The organism is Corynebacterium sp. ACRQK (assembly GCF_022345965.1).
Classification (GTDB): Bacteria; Actinomycetota; Actinomycetes; order Mycobacteriales; family Mycobacteriaceae; genus Corynebacterium.
Window position 1 is genome coordinate 485,452 of record NZ_JAKRMU010000001.1, and the last position, 19,766, is coordinate 505,217.

The 19,766-nt window shown below is 61.4% G+C and carries 18 protein-coding genes; 2 read left to right on the forward strand and 16 right to left on the reverse strand.

Going from position 1 to position 19,766, the window contains the following annotated elements:
- The 13 genes from atpD to rho form a co-directional block, all read right to left on the reverse strand.
- Nucleotides 1-1,446, reverse strand: coding sequence for a F0F1 ATP synthase subunit beta (gene atpD, locus MHX63_RS02185; RefSeq protein ID WP_035003546.1), 1,446 nt, complete (start codon nt 1,444-1,446; stop codon nt 1-3).
- A gap of 2 nt (nt 1,447-1,448) precedes the next feature.
- Entirely contained in the window at nt 1,449-2,429 is a 981-nt protein-coding gene (locus MHX63_RS02190) for a F0F1 ATP synthase subunit gamma (RefSeq protein ID WP_239387044.1), read from the reverse strand.
- 66 nt (nt 2,430-2,495) lie between these two features.
- Nucleotides 2,496-4,133 (reverse strand): F0F1 ATP synthase subunit alpha, encoded by a 1,638-nt coding sequence (gene atpA, locus MHX63_RS02195; protein WP_034985862.1) that lies wholly within the window; start codon nt 4,131-4,133, stop codon nt 2,496-2,498.
- A gap of 86 nt (nt 4,134-4,219) precedes the next feature.
- Complete coding sequence (locus MHX63_RS02200) at nt 4,220-5,038, reverse strand: F0F1 ATP synthase subunit delta (RefSeq protein ID WP_239387045.1); 819 nt, start codon at nt 5,036-5,038, stop codon at nt 4,220-4,222.
- Between the two features lie 5 nt (nt 5,039-5,043).
- Complete coding sequence (locus MHX63_RS02205) at nt 5,044-5,604, reverse strand: F0F1 ATP synthase subunit B (protein WP_034985593.1); 561 nt, start codon at nt 5,602-5,604, stop codon at nt 5,044-5,046.
- Between the two features lie 69 nt (nt 5,605-5,673).
- A complete protein-coding gene (locus tag MHX63_RS02210; RefSeq protein WP_005292984.1) occupies nt 5,674-5,916 on the reverse strand; it encodes an ATP synthase F0 subunit C in 243 nt (80 codons plus the stop codon).
- A 93-nt stretch (nt 5,917-6,009) separates the two neighbouring features.
- Nucleotides 6,010-6,810: a F0F1 ATP synthase subunit A gene (gene atpB / locus MHX63_RS02215; protein ID WP_034985596.1), complete on the reverse strand. Its 801-nt coding sequence runs from the start codon at nt 6,808-6,810 to the stop codon at nt 6,010-6,012.
- Between the two features lie 450 nt (nt 6,811-7,260).
- Nucleotides 7,261-7,728 (reverse strand): hypothetical protein, encoded by a 468-nt coding sequence (locus tag MHX63_RS02220; protein WP_239387046.1) that lies wholly within the window; start codon nt 7,726-7,728, stop codon nt 7,261-7,263.
- 5 nt (nt 7,729-7,733) lie between these two features.
- The gene (locus tag MHX63_RS02225) at nt 7,734-8,906 is read right to left on the reverse strand and encodes an MraY family glycosyltransferase (RefSeq protein ID WP_239387047.1); all 1,173 of its coding nucleotides are present in this window, start codon (nt 8,904-8,906) and stop codon (nt 7,734-7,736) included.
- Nucleotides 8,906-9,565: an L-threonylcarbamoyladenylate synthase gene (locus tag MHX63_RS02230; RefSeq protein WP_239387048.1), complete on the reverse strand. Its 660-nt coding sequence runs from the start codon at nt 9,563-9,565 to the stop codon at nt 8,906-8,908. The genes MHX63_RS02225 and MHX63_RS02230 overlap by 1 nt, the downstream gene beginning before the upstream one ends.
- A 55-nt stretch (nt 9,566-9,620) precedes the next feature.
- Entirely contained in the window at nt 9,621-10,550 is a 930-nt protein-coding gene (locus tag MHX63_RS02235) for a HemK/PrmC family methyltransferase (protein WP_239387049.1), read from the reverse strand.
- Between the two features lie 67 nt (nt 10,551-10,617).
- Nucleotides 10,618-11,694, reverse strand: coding sequence for a peptide chain release factor 1 (gene prfA, locus MHX63_RS02240; protein ID WP_034985602.1), 1,077 nt, complete (start codon nt 11,692-11,694; stop codon nt 10,618-10,620).
- Nucleotides 11,695-11,697: 3 nt separating this feature from the next.
- On the reverse strand, nt 11,698-13,449 hold the full coding sequence (gene rho / locus MHX63_RS02245; protein WP_239387050.1) for a transcription termination factor Rho: 1,752 nt from the start codon (nt 13,447-13,449) through the stop codon (nt 11,698-11,700).
- A 290-nt stretch (nt 13,450-13,739) separates the two neighbouring features.
- Here rho and MHX63_RS02250 point away from each other — a divergent pair, with 290 nt between their 5' ends.
- Nucleotides 13,740-15,419 (forward strand): long-chain fatty-acid--CoA ligase, encoded by a 1,680-nt coding sequence (locus tag MHX63_RS02250; RefSeq protein WP_239387051.1) that lies wholly within the window; start codon nt 13,740-13,742, stop codon nt 15,417-15,419.
- 146 nt (nt 15,420-15,565) lie between these two features.
- Complete coding sequence (locus tag MHX63_RS02255; protein ID WP_239387052.1) at nt 15,566-16,246, forward strand: DedA family protein; 681 nt, start codon at nt 15,566-15,568, stop codon at nt 16,244-16,246.
- Nucleotides 16,247-16,255: 9 nt separating this feature from the next.
- On the opposite strand, the gene thrB is transcribed toward MHX63_RS02255, so the two are convergent.
- From thrB to MHX63_RS02270, 3 genes are read right to left on the reverse strand one after another with little or no spacing between them, the layout of a single operon-like run.
- Nucleotides 16,256-17,182: a homoserine kinase gene (thrB, locus tag MHX63_RS02260; protein WP_239387053.1), complete on the reverse strand. Its 927-nt coding sequence runs from the start codon at nt 17,180-17,182 to the stop codon at nt 16,256-16,258.
- Entirely contained in the window at nt 17,182-18,255 is a 1,074-nt protein-coding gene (gene thrC / locus MHX63_RS02265) for a threonine synthase (protein ID WP_239387054.1), read from the reverse strand. The genes thrB and thrC overlap by 1 nt, the downstream gene beginning before the upstream one ends.
- Before the next feature lie 56 nt (nt 18,256-18,311).
- The gene (locus MHX63_RS02270) at nt 18,312-19,637 is read right to left on the reverse strand and encodes a homoserine dehydrogenase (protein WP_239387055.1); all 1,326 of its coding nucleotides are present in this window, start codon (nt 19,635-19,637) and stop codon (nt 18,312-18,314) included.
- Nucleotides 19,638-19,766: the final 129 nt, after the last annotated feature.

Here is a 19,766-nt window from a genome sequence, read left to right on the forward strand (position 1 = left end):
TTACTTTTCGGTCATCTTCTTGTAAGCAGCCTCGACATCGTCCAGGCCACCCAGACCGTTGAAGGCCTGCTCCGGGTAAGCGTCGAACTCGCCGTCGCAGATGCGCTCGAAGGCATCGATCGTGTCCTTCAGCGGCACGTAGGAGCCCGGCAGGCCAGTGAACTTCTCCGCCACGAAGAAGTTCTGGCCCAGGAAGCGCTCCAGGCGACGTGCGCGCTGAACGGTGATCTTGTCCTCTTCCGAGAGCTCGTCCATACCCAGGATGGCGATGATGTCCTGCAGCTCCTTGTTCTTCTGCAGGATGTGGATCACGCGCTGGGCAACCTCGTAGTGACGCTCGCCGACGATACCCGGCTCGAGGATACGAGAGGTAGAGGTCAGCGGGTTCACTGCAGGGTAAATACCCTTCGAGGCAATCGAACGATCCAGCTCGGTCGTCGCATCCAGGTGGGCGAAGGTCGTAGCCGGTGCCGGGTCGGTGTAGTCATCGGCCGGCACGTAAACAGCCTGCAGGGAGGTAATGGAACGACCCTTGGTCGAGGTAATACGCTCCTGCAGAACACCCATCTCATCAGCCAGGGTGGGCTGGTAGCCCACGGCAGAAGGCATACGACCCAGCAAGGTCGAAACCTCAGAACCAGCCTGGGTGAAACGGAAAATGTTGTCGATGAACAGCAGCACGTCCTGGTTCTGAACATCGCGGAAGTACTCCGCCATGGTCAGACCGGACAGAGCCACGCGCATACGGACTCCCGGCGGCTCGTCCATCTGGCCGAACACAAGCGCGGTATCCTGCAGCACGCCCATCTCTTCCATTTCCAGGAAGAGGTCGGTGCCCTCACGGGTACGCTCACCAACACCGGCGAACACGGAGGTACCGGAGAACTCGCGGGCGATACGGGTAATCATCTCCTGGATGAGAACCGTCTTACCCACACCTGCGCCACCGAACAGGCCGATCTTGCCGCCCTTCACGTACGGGGTCAGCAGGTCGATGACCTTAATACCGGTCTCCAGGATCTCGGTCTTACCCTCGAGCTGGTCGAATGCCGGTGGCTCGCGGTGGATACCCCACTGCTCGCCGTCGCGGCCCAGGCCCGGCTCGTCCAGGCAGTCGCCCAGAGCGTTGAAGACGTGGCCCTTGACAACGTCGCCGACCGGTACGGAAATCGGCTTACCGGTGTCGGTAACCTCAGCGCCACGGATCAGGCCGTCAGTCGGTGCCATGGACACGGCGCGCACGAGGTTGTCCCCGAGGTGCTGTGCAACCTCCAGGGTGATGGTCTTTGCCACTGCCTCGAGGTCAACCTCGACGGTCAGTGCGTTGAACAGTGCTGGCTGCTGGCCGCGCGGAAACTCCACGTCGACGACCGGGCCGATAACTCGCACGACGCGGCCCGCAACAGCCGATTCAGCAGAAGGCTGAACCTGGTTTGCTGTAGTCATACTTAATCACTTTCTCCGCTATCGGCGAGCGCGGATGCGCCACCGACGATCTCTGTAATTTCCTGGGTAATCTGGGCCTGACGAGCCTGGTTGGCAACTCGAGAAAGCTGCTTGACCAGGTCGGTCGCATTGTCGGTTGCGGCGCTCATCGCGGTACGACGCGCTGCGGATTCCGACGCCGCAGACTCCAGCATTGCTGCGAAGATGCCTCGGGAGACATACTGCGGCAGCAAAGCCTTCAACAGGGTGTCTGGGTCGGGCTCGAAGTCGTAGTCGGCGGAAACCTGGTCAGCCTTGTCGGAGACCAGATCCTCACCGAGCTCGAACTTCTCTTCCTCAACCACAGTCTCGATCGGCAACAGTCGGTGTGCCTCTGGCTTCTGGCTCAACATGGACTCGAAGCGCGTGTACACGATGTGTACCTCGTCGAACCCCTGTACAGCCTGCCCCTCTTCCGCGTTTAGGCCTTCGCGCCATTTAGCGGTTCCTTCGGAACCGGCGACGAAGCCATCAATCAGGTGGCGACGTACATCGTGGGTAGCCGCGTAGTCGGGGTCCTGAGAGTAACCCGACCAGGAGCCTGCGATGTCCTCGCCACGGAAGTTGTAGTAGGAGATGCCCTTGTTACCAGAGACGTACAGAACAACGTCCTTGCCTTCGTTCTCCAGGCGCTTGCGCAACTCTGCAGTCTTCTTAAAGACGTTGTTGTTGTAGCCACCGCACATGCCACGGTCACTTGAAACCACGAGGATTGCAGCGCGGGAAGTATCCGTCGGCTCCTGCAGGATCTTGTGATCCAGGGTGCTAGCGGAAGCCAGGCGCTGAACCACACGGGTGATTTCTTCCGCGTAAGGCTCCGCATCGTCGACACGTGCCTGAGCCTTCGTGATCCTCGAGGTGGCGATGAGCTCCTGGGCCTTCGTGATCTTCTTAGTCGAGTTCACGGACTTGATGCGTGTCCTCAGTTCGCGAAGACTAGCCATAACTATCGCCTCCCTTCTGTTTCATTAATGGTTTTGGTGGTCACTGTGCTCACTTACCTTCCGCGCCTACTGGGTTTTGCGGGAGACAGTGATCTGGGACTTAGTGACCTCGTCGTCGCCAAGCGGGCGAGCTTCCGGCTCGTTGATGACGGGGGTGCCGTCGGTGGTCTGGAAGCCCTGCTTGAAGTCCTGGACTGCGCCAGCCAGCTCGGCCTTGGATTCGTCGCTGAACGGGGTGCCACCCTTGATCTGCTCGAACACGCCACCGTGGGAAGCGTGCAGGTTCTCCAGCAGCTCGGATTCGAAGCGGCGAACGTCCTCAACCGGAACGTCGTCGAACTCGCCCTCGCCGGCCAGGTAGATGGAAACCATCTGGTCCTCGACGGACTGCGGCTCGGTCTCCTTCTGCTTCAGCAGCTCGACCAGGCGCTTACCGCGCTCCAGCTGTGCCTTGGAGGCCGGGTCCAGGTCGGATGCGAAGGCAGCGAATGCCTCCAGGTCACGGTATGCGGCCAGGTCCAGACGCAGGGAACCGGACACCTTCTTCATGCCCTTGGTCTGTGCGGCACCACCAACACGGGAGACGGACACACCAACGTTGATAGCCGGTCGGACACCCTGGTTGAACAGGTCGGACTCCAGGAATACCTGACCGTCGGTAATGGAAATAACGTTGGTCGGAATGAAGGCAGACACATCGTTTGCCTTCGTCTCAATGATCGGCAGTGCCGTCAGGGAACCGCCGCCCAGCTCGTCGTTCAGCTTCGCTGCGCGCTCCAGCAGACGGGAGTGCAGGTAGAAGACGTCACCGGGGTACGCCTCGCGGCCCGGCGGGCGACGCAGCAGCAGGGAGATCGCACGGTAGGCCTCAGCCTGCTTGGTCAGATCATCGTAGATAACCAGGACGTGCTTGCCCTGGTACATCCAGTGCTGGCCCAGTGCGGCGCCGGTGAACGGTGCCAGCCACTTAAAGCCGGCCGAGTCGGATGCCGGTGCTGCCACGATGGTGGTGTACTCCAGCGCGCCGTGGTCCTCCAGGGTCTTACGGATCGAAGCGATCGTGGAACCCTTCTGGCCAACAGCAACGTAGATGCAGCGAACCTGCTGCTTCGGGTCGCCGGTTGCCCAGTTGTCGCGCTGGTTCAGGATGGTATCGATGCAGACCGAGGTCTTACCGGTCTTGCGGTCGCCAATGATCAGCTGACGCTGACCACGGCCAATCGGGGTCATTGCGTCGATAGCCTTGATGCCGGTCTGCATCGGCTCCTCGACGGGCTGGCGCATCAGAACGGAGGGCGCCTGGAGCTCGAGGGCACGTTCTTCCTCGGACTCGATGTCGCCCAGGCCGTCGATGGCCTGACCCAGTGGGTTGATAACGCGGCCGAGGAACTTCTCCCCAACCGGAATGGACAGGACCTCGCCGGTCCTCTTGACCTCGTCGCCCTCCTTGAGGGTCTCGAAGTTACCCAGGATCACGACGCCGACGCTGTCGGTGTCGAGGTTCTGTGCGACGCCAATCACGCCGCCTGGGAACTCGAGTAGCTCGTTAGCCATCACAGAGGGCATGCCGCTTACCTGGGCAATACCGTCTGCAGCCGCCGTGACCACGCCGACCTCCTCACGGGAGGCCTCCGGGGAGTAGCTCGAGGTGTAGTTCGCAATCGCGCTACGGATCTCATCGGAGGAGATCGTCAGCTCCGCCATGTTCTTCCTGCTCTCGGTTTCGTCTTCCAGCATCTATTTTCTTGCTTGGTCTTTGTCGGTTTCTTGGGACGCCTTTTTATGACGCCCTAAGCGATCGACGCGCGGAGGCGCCGCAGGTTACCTGCAGTGCTGCCGTCGATAATCTCGTGTCCGACGCGGATCACGGCACCGCCGAGGAGGCTGGTATCAACCTCGGAGTGGACCGCAATCTTGCGACCGTAAATCTTCTCCAGCTTGTCCGACAGAGTGGACTTCTGCTGTTCACCCAGGGCAGCTGCGGCACGAACGCGCGCTACGGTGCGTCCCTCCTGTGCAGCTACCTCGTCAACCAACGAGTCAAGTTCCTCGACTGGACGCTGACGCAGACGGCCAATTGCCTGCAACGCCAGTGCCTCGGTCGTAGAAGTGACCTTTCCATACAGAACCTTTGCCAGCAGGTCGCGGCGTGCATCCGGGGATGCGGCGCGGTCGGCCAGCTTCAGCTCCAGCTCCGGCTCACGTTCGATGATGCGGGCCAGCTGGAACAGTTCGTCTTCAACGCGGTCCTGCTGACCTTGAGCGTCGGCGGCGCGCAGCAGGGCCAGGCGGCCCAGCTTCACCAGTCCGTCGCGTAGGTCGCGAGTGTTGGACCACGACTGGGATACAGCAGCAGACACGATTTCTTCCGTCGAGGCAGACACCTTGCCGCCGAACAGGCTCTTGGCCAGTTCCACGCGGGTGTTGGCATCCCTCGCCGGGTCGATCAGCGCGACACGTAGGCCGCGGTCACTGTCGAGCAGCTCGACGACGTCGAACAGCTCGGTGCCGGTGTTCACACCGGTGCCCACTTTGTCGGAGGTCTCGTTGAGACCCTGGTCTAGGGTCTGCTCGAGGCGCTCAATTGCCTCTCGGCTCGCTGCGTGCATACCGATCACTTCCCGGATGCGCCGACGTTGTCCAGTCCGGCGAGGAAGTTATCGATGGTGCCCGAGCGCTTCACGTCGTCCGACAGCTGCTCGCCCAGCAGGCGCTCAGCCAAGTTGATTGAGTTTTCACCCATCTCCTTGCGCAGGTCGGTGACAACGGCGGAACGCTGTGCCTCGAGCTGCTTGTGGCCCGACTCGACGATACGGTTGGACTCTTCGGTTGCCTGAGCCTTCATGTCCGCGATGATCTTCTGCCCCTGGGAACGGGCATCGTCACGAATCTGAGCGGCCTCAGTGCGTGCTTCAGCAAGCTGAGCGTTGTACTTCTCCAAGGCAGCCTTAGCCTCTGCCTGAGCGGACTCGGCGCGCCGAATGCCGCCCTCGATCTGGTCCTCGCGCTGATTCAGCACTTCCTGGAACTTCGGAAGCACGAACTTCCAAAAGACAAACAGGATGACTGCAAAAGGAATGATGGACCAGACGATGTCGTACAGCGGAGGAAGCAGCGGATTAACCGACTCCTCCATCGGCAGCTTCTCAGCTGCTAACAAAAAGGTGTTCGTCATAGTCTCCAGCTTTCGATTCTGGTGCGGTGGTTAGAAAGTGCTCTTAAAGAGCGGCCAATCGCACTGAAATTAGAACAGGAAGCCGGCGACGAAGCCGATCAGAGCCAGTGCCTCGGCGAAAGCGATACCCAGGAACATGGTGGTGCGCAGCTGGCCGGCCATCTCGGGCTGGCGAGCCATTGCCTCAGCGGTCTTACCTGCAACGTTGCCCACACCGATAGCGGAGCCGATAGCAGCCAGGCCGTAGCCGATGGTGCCGAAGCCCTGGAACTTGGTGGTGGTGTCCTGCGCGATGAGGAAGATGTCGTTCATTTGGTTTCCATTACCTTTCTGAGAACCAGCCGGTTGCAGCTTTTCTTTTGTTGTTATCCGGCTTGGTCATTTGAGTACTTAAAAAGGGGCGAATTAGTGCTCGTCTGCGTGGAGGGACAGCTCGATGTACACGGCGGTCAGCAGGGAGAAGATGTATGCCTGCAGGAAGATCACCATGAGCTCGAACAGGGTGAAGGCGATCGCGAAGAGGATCGTGCCGCCAGCAGCCACAGTCCAACCGCTCATCTGCCAGAAGAAGAAGTTCGTGGCACTGAACAGCATGACGAGGATGATGTGTCCAGCCAACATGTTCGCCATAAGACGAATCGTCAGCGTTACCGGACGGAGGACGAATGTGGAGAATGCCTCAATCGGCGCCACGATGAAGTGGAGCCAAGAAGGCAAACCAGGAATGATCAGCGAGGACTTGATGTACTTGCCGAAGCCATAGCGCTTCACTCCCGCGTAAATGAATGCGATATACGCAACAACAGCCAGCACCAGTGGCAGACCCACTCGAGCGCTGGCTGAAATGTTCATAAACGGGATGATCGTCGACATGTTGACGGCAAGGACGGTGAAGAAGATAGCGGCGATGATCGGCAGGAACCGGCGCCCCTCCTTCTTGCCCAAGATATCCTCCGCGATGTGAATCCGAACGAAGTCCAAGAAGTACTCAGCAACGTTCTGCACGCCGCTCGGAATCAGCTTCGGCTTCCGCATTGCAAAGAAAAAGAATGCGGAAACCAGAAGAATCATCACAATACGGATGACCATGAGGCGGTCGAGCGCGAAGGCTCCACCAGCAAACTCACTGAACCACAGCTGGTTGCTATCCACTTGCCCCGGGAAGAATTCGTGTTCCAATGAAGGTACGTGAAACTCGCCCTTCATGGCCAAGGTTGTTACGCTCAGCGTTCTCTCCCGTGATTGGGCCGCAAGATTGCACAGAATCACTGCGGTGCGATGGAGGTCTCTTTTCGAAGAGTTAGGCTGATGCTGAGGGACTCCGTCGCACGTCCCTACATAATCAGCCGGTGCCGTATCTACTGTTCACACATACGTGTGCCAATAAATGGCCCGATAGAACAATATCAGCTTTAACTCGCGAATCGCTAAGTGAAACACGTTGCGGGTCCCCCCGCTTGGTCGTGGATTTCAAAGTTTTTGGTTCCAGAATCATTTGTATGTCTTTATTGTGTTGGCACACCCCCCGCCTACTGCGTTTACCCACAGTGCTCGTCGGGTTCAAGCGTCGACTCGCTTCCTGCAAAACACAACACGCCCCGGTCTGCAATGACTTTGCAAACCGGGGCGCGGGCTATCGCTAGAACTGCACTAGAACTAGCTGATGTAGAGCTTTTGGGAACGCGTAACCGCAAGCGTCTCAATCACAAGGACTGCGATCATGCTTAGCATCACAGTCACGGCCAGCGCGGCAGTGTCGTAAAAGGTCTTGTCCTTCAGGAAGAAAAGAATACCCAGCAGCACAGCTGCCTTAACCAGCCAGCTGCCCAGGATCAAGCCCATCGTCATCGAGGGCGAGGTGTTGGAACTAAACAGCACAATCACTACCGTCAACAGCATAAATCCACCGCCGACCAGCCACCCGATGCCTGCTCCCCACAGCCCTTCGGTGCCGCTGATGAGCCCCCACACCAACAGGGAAAGCGCCCCCAGCACCAGCAGCGCCAGGGCTCCGGAACGCATGGCAGCCTTCAGCGGGCCGACGTGGTCGCTAGCTTGGGATACGTCGTTCAGCTCGGGCAGCTCTTTAGCCCCCGCACCGTTGTTCTCAGTCGCCTCACTCATGGCGATTAGCTTACCTGAGCCGTGTTCGACTTCCGATTCTCCCGCCACAGTGGCACCACCGTTGCCGCGATGGCTACGATAACCAGCAAACTAAAGGAGCCCGCCATCACGTGCAGAGGCAGCACGGTCAGCCCCACTGCACCAAAAGCCACTACCCCAACCCAGGTGTACAAAACCAAAACCACGCGCTTCTGGCTGTGGCCTATGTGTAGCAGCCGGTGATGCAGGTGTTTCTTATCCGGGGAGAACGGGCTCTTCCCCTGGGAAACGCGCCGTACCACTGCCATCACGAGATCCAGCAGCGGAATCGACAGGGCGGCCAGAACCACAATCATCGGCGATAGTAGGGCCATCATATCCGCCGGTCCGTATAGCGCCGCGTTGATGCGCCCGGATGCCGACGTGCAGGCTGCGGACAACAGCAGGCCGATCAGCATCGCGCCGCTGTCCCCCATGAAAATGCGCGCGGGCGAAAAGTTATGGGGCAGGAACCCCATGCAGATTCCTACCAGTGCTGCCGAAATGATAGCCGGCGGGTAAGCCGCCACGGTGCCGCCCTGATCGTGGAGGATGGTCAGCGAATAGATCAGAATCGTTCCGGCGGCGATCGCTCCCAATCCCGCGGCCAGACCATCCAAGCCGTCGACAAAGTTCATGGCGTTCACGATGGTGACGGTCAGAAGCGCCGTCAGGATCGTGGACTGGACCTGGTCCAGGATCAAGGTGGTGCCGGCCCCGAACGGCAAATAGAAAAGGTACCAACTCAAGCCCATCAAGCTCATCACCACGGCACCCACGACCTGCCCGCCGAGTTTCAGAACCCAGGAGATGTCGTAGAGGTCATCCACTACGCCGACTACGACAATCACGAAGGCGGCCATCAGCACCGCTGTCATATCAGGGGTTCTCGGCGGGAACCCGCGCGTCAACGCGGGCAGCTGGTTCGCCACTACAACCGCCACGACTAACCCCGTGAACATTGCCACTCCACCCAGACGCGGCATAGGAACTTGGTGCACGTCGCGCTCGCGCGGAGCAGCCATCCGGCCATAGCGCAGAATCACCGAACGCACCACGCCCGTCACCAGATACGTCACCGCACAGGCAATGAGCAGCACCAACACCAACTCGCGCAGGGGAATTCCTGCGCCGATAGCCGGCTGGGTAAGGACTGTCATTAGACGTCTCCCCGCAGCTCCGCACTGCTCATACCCAGCACCTCGGCTACCCGCTCGGTGGTGGCCGCACCCTCGCGCAGGATGCGCGGGCGACCGGAGGAAAGATCAACGATGGTGGAGGCCACGCCGTGGTGAGCTTCCCCACCGTCGATGTAGGTTGTTACGTCCGCGCCCAGCTGATCCTCGGCCATCTGCACGTTCGTCGCTGGCGGCTGGCCGGAAATGTTGGCGCTGGAAACGGCCATCGGGCCGGTACCCTCCAGCAGCTCCAGCGCAATGGGCTGGTTGGGCATGCGCAGCATCACGGTGCCGCGCGTATCCCCCAGGTTCCATGGCAGGCTCGGCGCCTGGTGGACGACCATCGACAGCCCGCCCGGCCAGAAGGCCTCGACGAGCTTACGCATGTTGTAGGTGTACTCGCGCACGAGCCCTTGGATGGTTGTCCAGCTGGGAACCAGCACGGGCACGGGCATGTCGGGGCCGCGCCCCTTTGCTCGTAACAGGGCGGCCACGGCCTCGTTGTCGAAGGCATCGCAGCCAATGCCGTAGACCGTGTCGGTCGGCAGCACGACCAGCCGTCCGCCCTGCACCGCATTCGCCGCGGCGTCTAGTGCGGCCTCGCGGTTCTGCGGATCGGTTGCGTCTACGGTTCTCGACATTGCGGCCCTTTCTTGCTTATTTATTACGTGCTCTACCTTAACCCCATCGCCGGCACTACTGCGGCAGCAGGGCGGTGACGAAGCGTGGCCGACCGGCCAGGTCGCGGTGCTGAGTGATCTCTCGCCAGCCGCGTTGCTGCATCATGGTTGCTACCTGCGCGCCGTTGGAGTCGTCGTGTTCTATTCCGACGCCACCACTTGCGCGCCCCAGCGCCTCAGCCCACTGCAGCACCCGTGGCATGAGCTCCAGTCCGTCCTCCCCGGAGAACACGGCTGCGTGCGGGTCGGCGGCTACCTCGGGGGAAACCTCCGCGGATTCCGGAACGTACGGAGGGTTGCAGACGACCACGTCCGCGGGCGCGAAAGCCTCGGGGGAAACGCCCGCTGTCGCCGTCAACTCCACGGGATCATCTACAGCCAGATCGGCCTGAACGAAAGTAGCTTCAACCTGCGGAACAAGTCGAGCATTCCATTCAGCCAGGCGCAGCGCAGCGCGCGACACTTCGACCCCAGTAAGGGAGATGGGGGCGTCATAAAGAAAAGAAACCCCGAGCCCCAACGTGCCGGGACCGCAGCATAAATCGACCACGCGCGGTGTAGCTCGCCCTTTGAGGAAGCGCGTGGCCCAGTCGGCGAGCAGCTCGGTTTCGGGGCGCGGGACGAAGCAGCCGGGCTCCACAAAAAGGTCCAGGCCGCAGAAAGGCGCGGACCCCACAATGTGCTGGAGGGGTTCGCGCGCGGCGCGGCGGGCCGCCCAGTCGGCATAGGCGCTGGGGGCGGGATCGTCGGCGCGCATAAAGAGAGTACCGGGGTCGACTGCTGTGCGGGGCATAGCAGGGTCAGAGCCGGTGCCGGGCGCAGCTGAGCTAGTGCCGGACTCCGCGAGCAGGTAGCGCATCAGCAGGCGCGCGTCGACTGCGGCGGAATCAATGCCCGCCGCGTTCAACTGTGCAGTGGCCTCGCGGATCGCCTGGTTAATGTTCAACGTCCCACCGTTCTGCCGTCCTGTTGTTTTGCCCGTCCTGCTGTTCCGCCCCAGGGCTACGGAAAGGCTAGTCTTCCGCCTCGAGGCGACGTGCGCGGTCGGCTTCCTTCAGCGCCGCGAGCAGCGCCTCCAGGTCGCCATCCAGGACGGCATCCAGGTTGTTGGCCTTGTAGCCGATGCGGTGGTCGGAGACGCGGGACTCGGGGAAGTTGTAGGTGCGGATACGCTCGGAGCGATCCATGGTGCGGATCTGCGCTGCACGGCCCTCCGCTGCCTCTGCCTCGGCTTCCTCTTCCTTCATCTGTTGCAGGCGCGCAGCCAGAACCTGCATCGCACGGGCGCGGTTCTGAATTTGGGAGCGCTCCTTCTGGCAGGTCACCACAATGTTGGTCGGCAGGTGGGTAATACGCACCGCGGAGTCCGTGGTGTTCACGCCCTGGCCACCCTTACCGGAGGAACGGTAGACGTCCACGCGGATGTCCTTGTCATCAATGTGCACGTCCTCGACCTCGTCGGGCTCCGGGTACACCAGCACACCCGCCGCGGAGGTCTGGATGCGGCCCTGCGACTCGGTGACGGGGATGCGCTGCACGCGGTGCACGCCGCCTTCGAACTTGAACTCCGACCACGCGCCATCGCGGGAGGGCTGCTTGGAGCGGATGGACAGGGTCATGTCCTTCACGCCGCCCAGGTCGGTCTCGTTCAGCCCCAGGATCTCGGTGCTAAAGCCGTGGCGCTCAGCGTAGCGCTGATACATGCGCGCCAGCTCGCCGGCGAACAGCGCAGCTTCCTCGCCGCCGGCACCGGACTTGATCTCCATGACGATGTCATCGCCGTCGTGCGGGTCGCGCGGGGCCAGCAGGTCGGTCAGCTGCTCCTCCAGCTCGCCAATCTCCTCCTCCAGACGCTTAGCTTCCTCGGCGAACTCCTTGTCCTCGGATGCCATCTCGGACGCGGCCTCGTGATCCTCACGAGCCTGCTCGAGCTTCTGGTGCGTCTGGATAATCGGCTGCAGCTCGGAAAAGCGCTTGCCGACCTTGCGGGCAGCTGCCGGGTCGTTGTGCAGCTCGGGATCACTCAGCTGCATCTCCAGCCCCTGGTACTCGGCCAGGATGTCGTCGATGACTGACGGTGATTGGCTCATGGTTTAATCCTCCTCGTCCTCGCCTGCCAGGGGCGCGGAGCTGGCAACCTGCAGCATGAACTCCCGGTTGGTCTTGGTCTTACGCAGCTGTTTGATCAGCAGATCGATGGCCGCCTGCGAATCCAGCGCGGACAGGATGCGGCGCAGCTTGTGCATAATGCGTGCCTCCTCTGGGCTGAGCAGCAGCTCGTCCTTGCGCGTGCCCGACGGGTTCACGTCCACTGCCGGGAACACGCGGCGCTCGGAGATCTTACGGTCCAGCTTCAGTTCCGCGTTGCCGGTGCCCTTGAACTCCTCGAAGATCACCGTGTCGCCGGCCGAGCCGGTCTCCACCATCGCAGTGGCGATGATCGTCAGGGAGCCGCCGTTTTCAATATTGCGGGCAGCACCCAGGAAGCGCTTCGGCGGGTACAGCGCATTGGAATCCACACCACCGGACAGGATTCGGCCAGAGGCCGGCGAGGAGTTGTTGTACGCGCGCCCCAGACGGGTGATGGAATCCAGCAACAGAACAACGTCCTTGCCTTGCTCCACCAGGCGCTTTGCGCGCTCGACGGCCAGTTCGGCAACGTTGGTGTGTTCCCCCGGCGGGCGGTCGAACGTGGAGGCGATGACTTCGCCCTTGACGGAGCGTTGCATGTCCGTCACTTCCTCCGGGCGCTCATCCACCAGCACGACCATGAGGTAGCACTCGGGGTTGTTCGTGGAGATCGCGTTGGCGATGTCCTGCAGGATGGTCGTCTTACCGGCCTTCGGCGGGGAAACGATCAGTGCGCGCTGGCCCTTGCCGATGGGCATGATCAGGTCGATCACACGGGTGGTCAGCGTCTTCGGGTCGGTCTCCAGGCGCAGGCGCTGGTTCGGGTACAGCGGGGTCAACTTCGCAAAGTGCGGGCGCGCTGCCGCCTGTTCCGGGGTCAGACCATTAACGGTCTCCACCTGGTAGATCGGCGTGTACTTCTGGCGGTTTCGCCCGCGCCCGCCGCCGTTATTGTTGTTGTTCTTCGGACGGATAGTGCCGACGATCGCGTCGCCGTGGCGCATGCCGTACTTGCGCACCGTGTTGATCGGCACGTACACGTCCGTTGAGCCCGCGTGGTAGCCAGTGGTGCGGATGAATGCGGTGTTCGCATCGACGAAATCGAGGATGCCCGCGACAGGCGTCAGCTCTTCCGGCTTCGGTTCGCGGTTGTTGTTGCCGCCGTTGTTGCCGCCGCCATTATTGCCATCGCCGTTATTGTTGTTGCCGCTGTTATTGCGGTTGTTATCACGGTTGTTGTCGCGATTATTGTCACGGCCACGGTTACGGCGGTTACGGCGATTGCGACGGTTGCGGCGATTGCCGCGGTTATTGTCATCGCGGTGACTGTCGTCGCGGTGGTTGTTTTCGCGCTCGTTGTCGCCACGCTCGTCACGGTTCTTCTCGCGATCTTCGCCGCGTTCTTTACCGTCACCCTTACCGCGCTTTTCGGCGCTTTCTGCGGTTTCTTCTTGGTGCTTTTCTTGGTGACGCCCCTCCCGCGCCTCCTCAACCGGCTTTTCCTTCGGTGCGGGCTCTTCGGCAGCCTGCGGCTTCCGGGGCGCTCCACCGCCACCAGATGCACCACCGGACTCGATAACGGCGATCAACTCACCTTTGCGGAGACCAGAGGTGCCCTTCAGCCCCTGTGCCGCTGCAATCTGTCGCAGCTCCGGCAATTTCAACGAGGCGAGGCCATTAGCTTGGCCACGAGCCAAAATATCGGACAGGCTCACAAAAGTCCTTTCACGTCTGACTTCTTCATCGACCCTTCAAAAGCCTGCGAAGCCCCAGGGTTGGCCAGACATGCGTATTCGACAACAGTTTTTAATTTAACCCAAAGATTGCGGGAATCTTCCAGAAAGATTGCCGCCTTAACGTCCCACGATGCGACTGGCGGCGGGTGTAGCGCGGGGTGGCGTCGTAAAAAGAAAGAAAGAGAAAAGAAACGAGCCTCACATCCGGCTTCCGTAGCTAACCATAGCACCTCCCACACCGCGAGTACCTAACGGCTAGGCTGAAATGCATGAAGTCGACGATGCAGGAGATCCCACTATCCGTAGCGAGGATCCTGGAATACGGGGCCAGCGTTCACCGAAACACCACCGTGACCACGTATTTTGACGAAACTGCGGAACAAACCAGCTTCCTGCACATCGGTATCCGCGCGGCCGCAATGGCCAACATGCTGCGCGATGAATTCGGCATTGAACGGGGCGACCGCGTGGCCACCGTGCTTCCGAACTGCACCGAACACTTGGAGGTCCTGCTCTCCGTGGCGTCGATGGGCGCGGTTTTTAACCCCATCAACCGGCACCTCATGGACACCCAGATCACGCACATCATCAACAAGGCGGCACCAAAAGTGTTGGTGCTCGACCCGACCTGTAGGGAACAGATTGTCCCGCTGCTGGCTGACTGCCCCTGCGTGGAGGCGGTGCTGGTGATCGGGCCGAACCTTGCGGATACCGAGGCAGTGCAGCGGCTCGTCTCCGCACGGGGCGAACAAGGCAAGCCAGGTTTTAGCCACTTGCGTGTATTGAACCTGGAAGCCGTACTCGACGGGCGTAGCGCCGACTTCGACTGGCCGCACATGGAGGAAACCGAACCGGCGGCCATCTGCTTTTCCACCGGCACAGAAGGCCCACCGAAAGGCGTGGTCTACTCCCATCGCGCGCTCTGGCTGCACTCCATGCAGCTGCGCGCCGCCGATAGCTTCAGTATTCGCAACGGCACCAGCTTCCTGTGCTGTGTGCCGATCTATCACGTCCTCAGCTGGGGCGTGCCGCTAGCCGCTTTCATGGCCGGCGCTCCGATCGTGTTTACCGGGCGCAGCGCTACCCCGGAGCACCTGGCACATGTGATCGCAGACGCCATGCCCCGCCAAGCCCACGGCTCGCCGGCCGTATGGACTGGCCTACTGGTTCACTACGCCAAAAGGAACCCGAAGAAGATGAGCTTGCAGGAGATCTACGTCGGCGGTTCGCAGGTCTCCCCCGCCATGATCGACGCCTGGGAGGAACGCTTCGGCGTGGACATCATCCACTCCTGGGGTATGACGGAGACCGGCCCGGTGGGCACCGTTGCCCACCCGCCCGCTGGCGTGGCCGGTGCTGCCCGCGCCAAGTATCGCGAAAGCCAGGGACGCTTCCACGCAGGTATGCGTTACCGCATCGTCGACGACAACGACAATGTGCTGGAGGCTAACGACCGCAACGAAGGCGAACTGCAGGTACGCAGCAACACAGTAACGGCTTCGTACTACATGGACGACAGCCCGCGCTTTACCGATGACGGCTGGCTGCGCACCGGCGACATCGCCACAGTGAACAAAGACGGCTACCTGACGATTCACGACCGCAAGGCGGACATCATCCGTTCAGGCGGCGAATGGATCTACTCCGCGGCGCTGGAAAACTACCTGTTGGAGCCCACAGCCGTGATCGAGGCTGCAGTGATCGGTATTCCATCGGAGAAATGGGGGCAGCGCCCGCTCGCAGTAGTAGTGGTTGCCGAGGGGACCCCCTGGACTGTGGAAACCGCACAAGAGCTGGCCGAGGATCTTCGCCAACGCGTGCCCGGCTGGATGGTGCCAGAGAACTGGACCTTCGTGGATCACATCGACAAAACCAGCGTGGATAAGTTCGACAAGAAAGACCTACGCCAGCACTTCCGCGAAGGGAAGTTCGAGATCATCACGATTTAGAGGCGCATACGGCTGCGCTCTGAGGCCTGCTAGAGCGAGCTTGGGGCGCGCAAGGGCCGATCTAGGCTAGTTTGAGGTAAATTCACCAGGTTTTAACAGGAACCATTCCAACTATTGCGGGAGAAAGTAGAGTAGCGTTTTCCTGCATGACCGATGTAACTGTGCTGGCCCTCGGGCCGCAGTGGTTCGACCCGATGTATTTGCTTTCGGGTTCCGGACCTTTCGGCGCGGCGATCTTGCCCGCCATTTTTGCGATTATCTTTATCGAATCCGGGCTGTTCTTTCCTTTCCTGCCCGGTGATTCCCTGCTCTTCACAGCGGGCCTTCTGGCCAGCCAGCCTGATGGCTTCGCACCGCTGTGGCAGGTACTGCTGATTACCCCGATCGCGGCGATCCTAGGTGACCAGGTGGGCTATTGGATTGGCCATCGCTTCCACCCCGCGCTACGCAACCGGAAGGACGGGCGGTTCTTTAAACAAGAGCACCTGCACCGCTCCGAAGCGTTCTTTGAAAAGTACGGTTCGATCACGATCATCCTGTGCCGCTTCGTGCCTTTCGTGCGCACCTATGCCCCCTTGGTGGCCGGAATGTCGGGCATGCGCTACCGCACGTTCATTCTTTTCAATGTGCTTGGCGGTGTGCTGTGGGCCAGCGGCATTGTCTACCTGGGGTCGCTATTCGGCGGGGTGGAGTTTGTGCGGAACAACATCGACGCCATTTTCCTCGGAATTGTCGCCTTCTCGATTGTCCCGATGCTATTCGGGGTAATACAGAAAAGCCGGAGCGAGAGGAAGCAATCTCCCGCCCCGGCTAGTGCCCAGGACTAGTTTCCGGTCTTATCCGGTGACATCCACCTCGACCGGACCGGCGATGTCCAGCTCTAATACCTTCATGCCGCGGCCACGGGCTTCTTCCACCAGCGCGTTATCCACCGGCTCGGTGCTCAGCACCAGGATCGTTGGGCCGGCACCGGAAAGGAACGCCGGGTAGCCCAGGTTGCGCAGACGGTTTACCCACTCGGCGGTCACCGGCAGTACCTCGGCCCGGTAGGTCTGGTGCATGCGGTCACGCGTGCCCTCCCATAGAAGGCCCGGATCGTCGCGCAGCGCGACGGTCATTACTGCGGTGCGGGAGACGTTAAAGCGGGCGTCCACGTGGCTAATGTCGGAGGGCAGCACTCGGCGGATCGCCTCCGTCGAGGCGTGAAAGTCCGGGATAAACGCGGTGGCCTTAATCTCCGGGTGCACGCCGATGCGACGGGCGTGGTAGGCCGGTGCGGACACTCCATCGATAGGCGTGTTCGTCCACGAGACCACGCCCGCGCCCAACACGGAAGCACCTGCGTTATCGGGGTGCCCCTCAAAAGTGGAGGCGATCTGCACCTGTGCCTGCTTGTCCAGGGTGAACCCTGCCAGGCCATTGCCCGCTGCCACGCCTGCCGTCGCCGCAGCCGCCGAAGACCCCAGGCCACGGGACTGCGGAATGGAGTTCGTGCAGCTCACACGCAACCCCGGAACCGTCACGTCGGCCTCCTTCAGCGTTGCGCGCAGAGCCCGCACCACCAGGTGGCGCTCGTCCAGCGGAACCTCGCGCTCGCCTTCACCGGTGACCTCGACCTCCAAGCCGGACTCGATGACCTCGGCCGTCACATAGTCGTACAGGCCCAGCGCCAAGCCGAGGGTATCGAAACCAGGTCCCAAGTTTGCGGTCGACGCGGGAACTTTGACGGTGGCCTTGCGGCCAACGGGGATCTCGACGCCCATTACTTCAACCCCAGCTTGTCTGCAACGGCGTGCGGATCCACGTCGGTGACGGTGGGCTCCGGCATCTGGGACAGGGCGGTCGTCGGATCCTTTAGGCCGTGGCCGGTGACGGTACACACTATGCGCTGGCCGGCGGTCAGTTCACCGTTGGCGTGAGCGTCCAGCAGCCCTGCAACGGAAGAGGCCGAGGCCGGCTCGACGAAGATGCCCTCGCGGCCAGCGATGGTGCGGTAGGCCTCCAGGATCTGCTCGTCGGATTGAGCGCGGAAGTCGCCGCCAGACTCTTCCTTGGCGGCAACGGCCTGCTGCCAGGAAGCCGGGTTGCCGATGCGGATCGCGGTGGCGATCGTCTCCGGCTCCAGCACGGGCTCACCCTTGACCAGCGGGGCAGCTCCGGCGGCCTGCACGCCCTTCATCACGGGGCGCTGGGTGGAAACGCCGTCCTCTGCGTATTCGGAGTAGCCCTTCCAATACGCCGTGATGTTGCCCGCGTTGCCGACTGGCAGGAAGTGAACATCGGGGGCGTCACCAAGGCAATCCACGATCTCGAACGCAGCAGTCTTCTGTCCCTCGATGCGCATCGGGTTCACGGAGTTGACCAGGGCGATCTCCGGGAACTCGGTGGTGGTCTTGCGAACCAGTTCGAGGCAGTCGTCGAAGTTGCCGCGCACCTGGATGATCTGCGCGCCGTGCATCACAGCCTGCGCGAGCTTGCCCTGGGCGATCTTGCCCTCTGGGATCAGCACGGCGGACTTCAGGCCAGCCCGGGCCGCGTACGCTGCAGCGGAGGCCGAGGTGTTGCCCGTCGAGGCGCACATCAGGACCTTCTGGCCCTTGTGGTAGGCGTCGGTGACGGCAACGGTCATACCGCGGTCTTTGAAGGAACCGGTGGGGTTAGCGCCCTCGATCTTGAGGTAGACATCGCAGCCGGTGAGCTCCGACAGGTAGTTCGCGCGCAGCAGCGGGGTGCCACCCTCGTTAAGGGTCACCGGCTCCCAGTCCTTCGCGAACGGCATCCGATCGCGGTACATGTTGATCAGGCCGGTCCAGTGGTTCAGAACCTTGTTCTTCATAGCTTCCCTGTCGTTTCTTCCCAGTTGTCGGTCTTAGCTTAAAGCGCTCTTAGATTTTAGCCTTCCATGCGGATGACGGAGTCAATTGCCTTGACTGCGTCGAGCTCCTTCAGCTTCGCGACGGTCTCTTCCAGGTTCTTTTCCTTCGCACTGTGGGTGATGACGACCAGGCGCGCGCCGTCGTTCAACCCTTCTTGACGCACGGTCTTCAGCGACACACCCTGCTCTGAGAACACGGAGGCCACCTCGGCCAGTACGCCCAGGCGGTCATCCACCTGCATATCCACGTGGTAGCGGGTACGAACATCACCAAAGTTGGCAATCGGCAGGGAGGCATAGGTGGACTCCCCTGGCCCGCGGCCGCCGAGCACGATGTTGCGGGCTACAGCCACGACGTCACCCAGAACGGCGGAAGCGGTCGGGCCGCCGCCGGCGCCGTTGCCGTAGAACATCAGACGACCGGCAGACTCCGCCTCAACGAAGACTGCATTGTAGGACTCGGACACGCTGGACAGCGGGTGGCTGCTAGGGATCAGCGCCGGATATACGCTTGCGGACACGGATTCCTTACCTTCCTCATCTACCAGGCGCTCACAGATCGCCAGCAGCTTAATGGTGGAGTTTGCGGCCTTTGCCGCTTCGATGTCGGCGACGGTGATGTCGCGGATGCCTTCGGTGTGCACGTCCTCACCGGACACGCGGGTGTGGAACGCCAGGGAGGCCAGAATGGCGGCCTTGCTGGCAGCGTCAAAGCCGTCGACGTCGGCGGACGGGTCGGCCTCCGCGTAACCCAGCTCGGTGGCTTCTGCCAGCATCTCGTCGTAGCTGGCACCCCGGGTGTACATCGCATCGAGGATGAAGTTGGTCGTGCCGTTGACGATGCCCATCACTTGGTTGACCTTGTCGCCGGCCAGGGAGCGACGCAACGGACCCACTACCGGGATGGCGGCGGCAACAGCGGCCTCGAAAAACAGGTCCACTCCGGATTCGTCGGCAGCGGCGGCCAGCTCGTCCGCGTGAGCCGCGATGAGCGCCTTGTTGGCGGTGACCACGGACTTGCCAGCGCGCAGTGCGGCCAGCACTACCTCGCGCGGGTACTCAATGCCACCGATGACCTCGATGACCAGATCGATGTCGTCACGGGAAACCAGGGACAACGCATCGTCGGTCAGCTTCTCCTGGTCTACCCCCGGGCGGGGCTTGGACAGGTCGCTGACGGCGATGCCCCGGACCTCCAGAGGGCCACCGATGCGGGCTGCGAACTCATCGCTGCGCTCCTCCAGCAGCCGCAGCACTTCTGCGCCAACGGTACCCATGCCCAGCAGAGCCACACCTACGGTCTGGCCGATTCCCTTGCCTGCCTTAAACTTCTGCTCGGTCATGTCGCTCCTTGTCTCTCCTTTGTAAGGTCTCAGTGAGAGGAAAGTTGGTAATTTTTTCTTAGGTTATCGCACCAACCTACCGTACGACTAGACAAAGCTGTCCGTTACCCCTGCTTTGCCCCGTATCCA

Coding starts and splice junctions, on each gene's coding strand:
- thrC (WP_239387054.1), bottom strand. CDS start 18,255: ATGAAGAACAAGGTTCTGAACCACTGGACCGGCCTGATCAACATGTAC.
- atpA (WP_034985862.1), bottom strand. CDS start 4,133: ATGGCGGAGCTGACGATCTCCTCCGATGAGATCCGTAGCGCGATTGCG.
- MHX63_RS02225 (WP_239387047.1), bottom strand. CDS start 8,906: ATGACAGTCCTTACCCAGCCGGCTATCGGCGCAGGAATTCCCCTGCGC.
- MHX63_RS02200 (WP_239387045.1), bottom strand. CDS start 5,038: ATGCACGCAGCGAGCCGAGAGGCAATTGAGCGCCTCGAGCAGACCCTA.
- MHX63_RS02270 (WP_239387055.1), bottom strand. CDS start 19,637: ATGACCGAGCAGAAGTTTAAGGCAGGCAAGGGAATCGGCCAGACCGTA.
- MHX63_RS02210 (WP_005292984.1), bottom strand. CDS start 5,916: ATGAACGACATCTTCCTCATCGCGCAGGACACCACCACCAAGTTCCAG.
- MHX63_RS02220 (WP_239387046.1), bottom strand. CDS start 7,728: ATGAGTGAGGCGACTGAGAACAACGGTGCGGGGGCTAAAGAGCTGCCC.
- MHX63_RS02230 (WP_239387048.1), bottom strand. CDS start 9,565: ATGTCGAGAACCGTAGACGCAACCGATCCGCAGAACCGCGAGGCCGCA.
- MHX63_RS02205 (WP_034985593.1), bottom strand. CDS start 5,604: ATGACGAACACCTTTTTGTTAGCAGCTGAGAAGCTGCCGATGGAGGAG.
- thrB (WP_239387053.1), bottom strand. CDS start 17,182: ATGGGCGTCGAGATCCCCGTTGGCCGCAAGGCCACCGTCAAAGTTCCC.
- MHX63_RS02255 (WP_239387052.1), top strand. CDS start 15,566: ATGACCGATGTAACTGTGCTGGCCCTCGGGCCGCAGTGGTTCGACCCG.
- MHX63_RS02250 (WP_239387051.1), top strand. CDS start 13,740: ATGAAGTCGACGATGCAGGAGATCCCACTATCCGTAGCGAGGATCCTG.
- atpB (WP_034985596.1), bottom strand. CDS start 6,810: ATGAAGGGCGAGTTTCACGTACCTTCATTGGAACACGAATTCTTCCCG.
- atpD (WP_035003546.1), bottom strand. CDS start 1,446: ATGACTACAGCAAACCAGGTTCAGCCTTCTGCTGAATCGGCTGTTGCG.
- prfA (WP_034985602.1), bottom strand. CDS start 11,694: ATGAGCCAATCACCGTCAGTCATCGACGACATCCTGGCCGAGTACCAG.
- MHX63_RS02190 (WP_239387044.1), bottom strand. CDS start 2,429: ATGGCTAGTCTTCGCGAACTGAGGACACGCATCAAGTCCGTGAACTCG.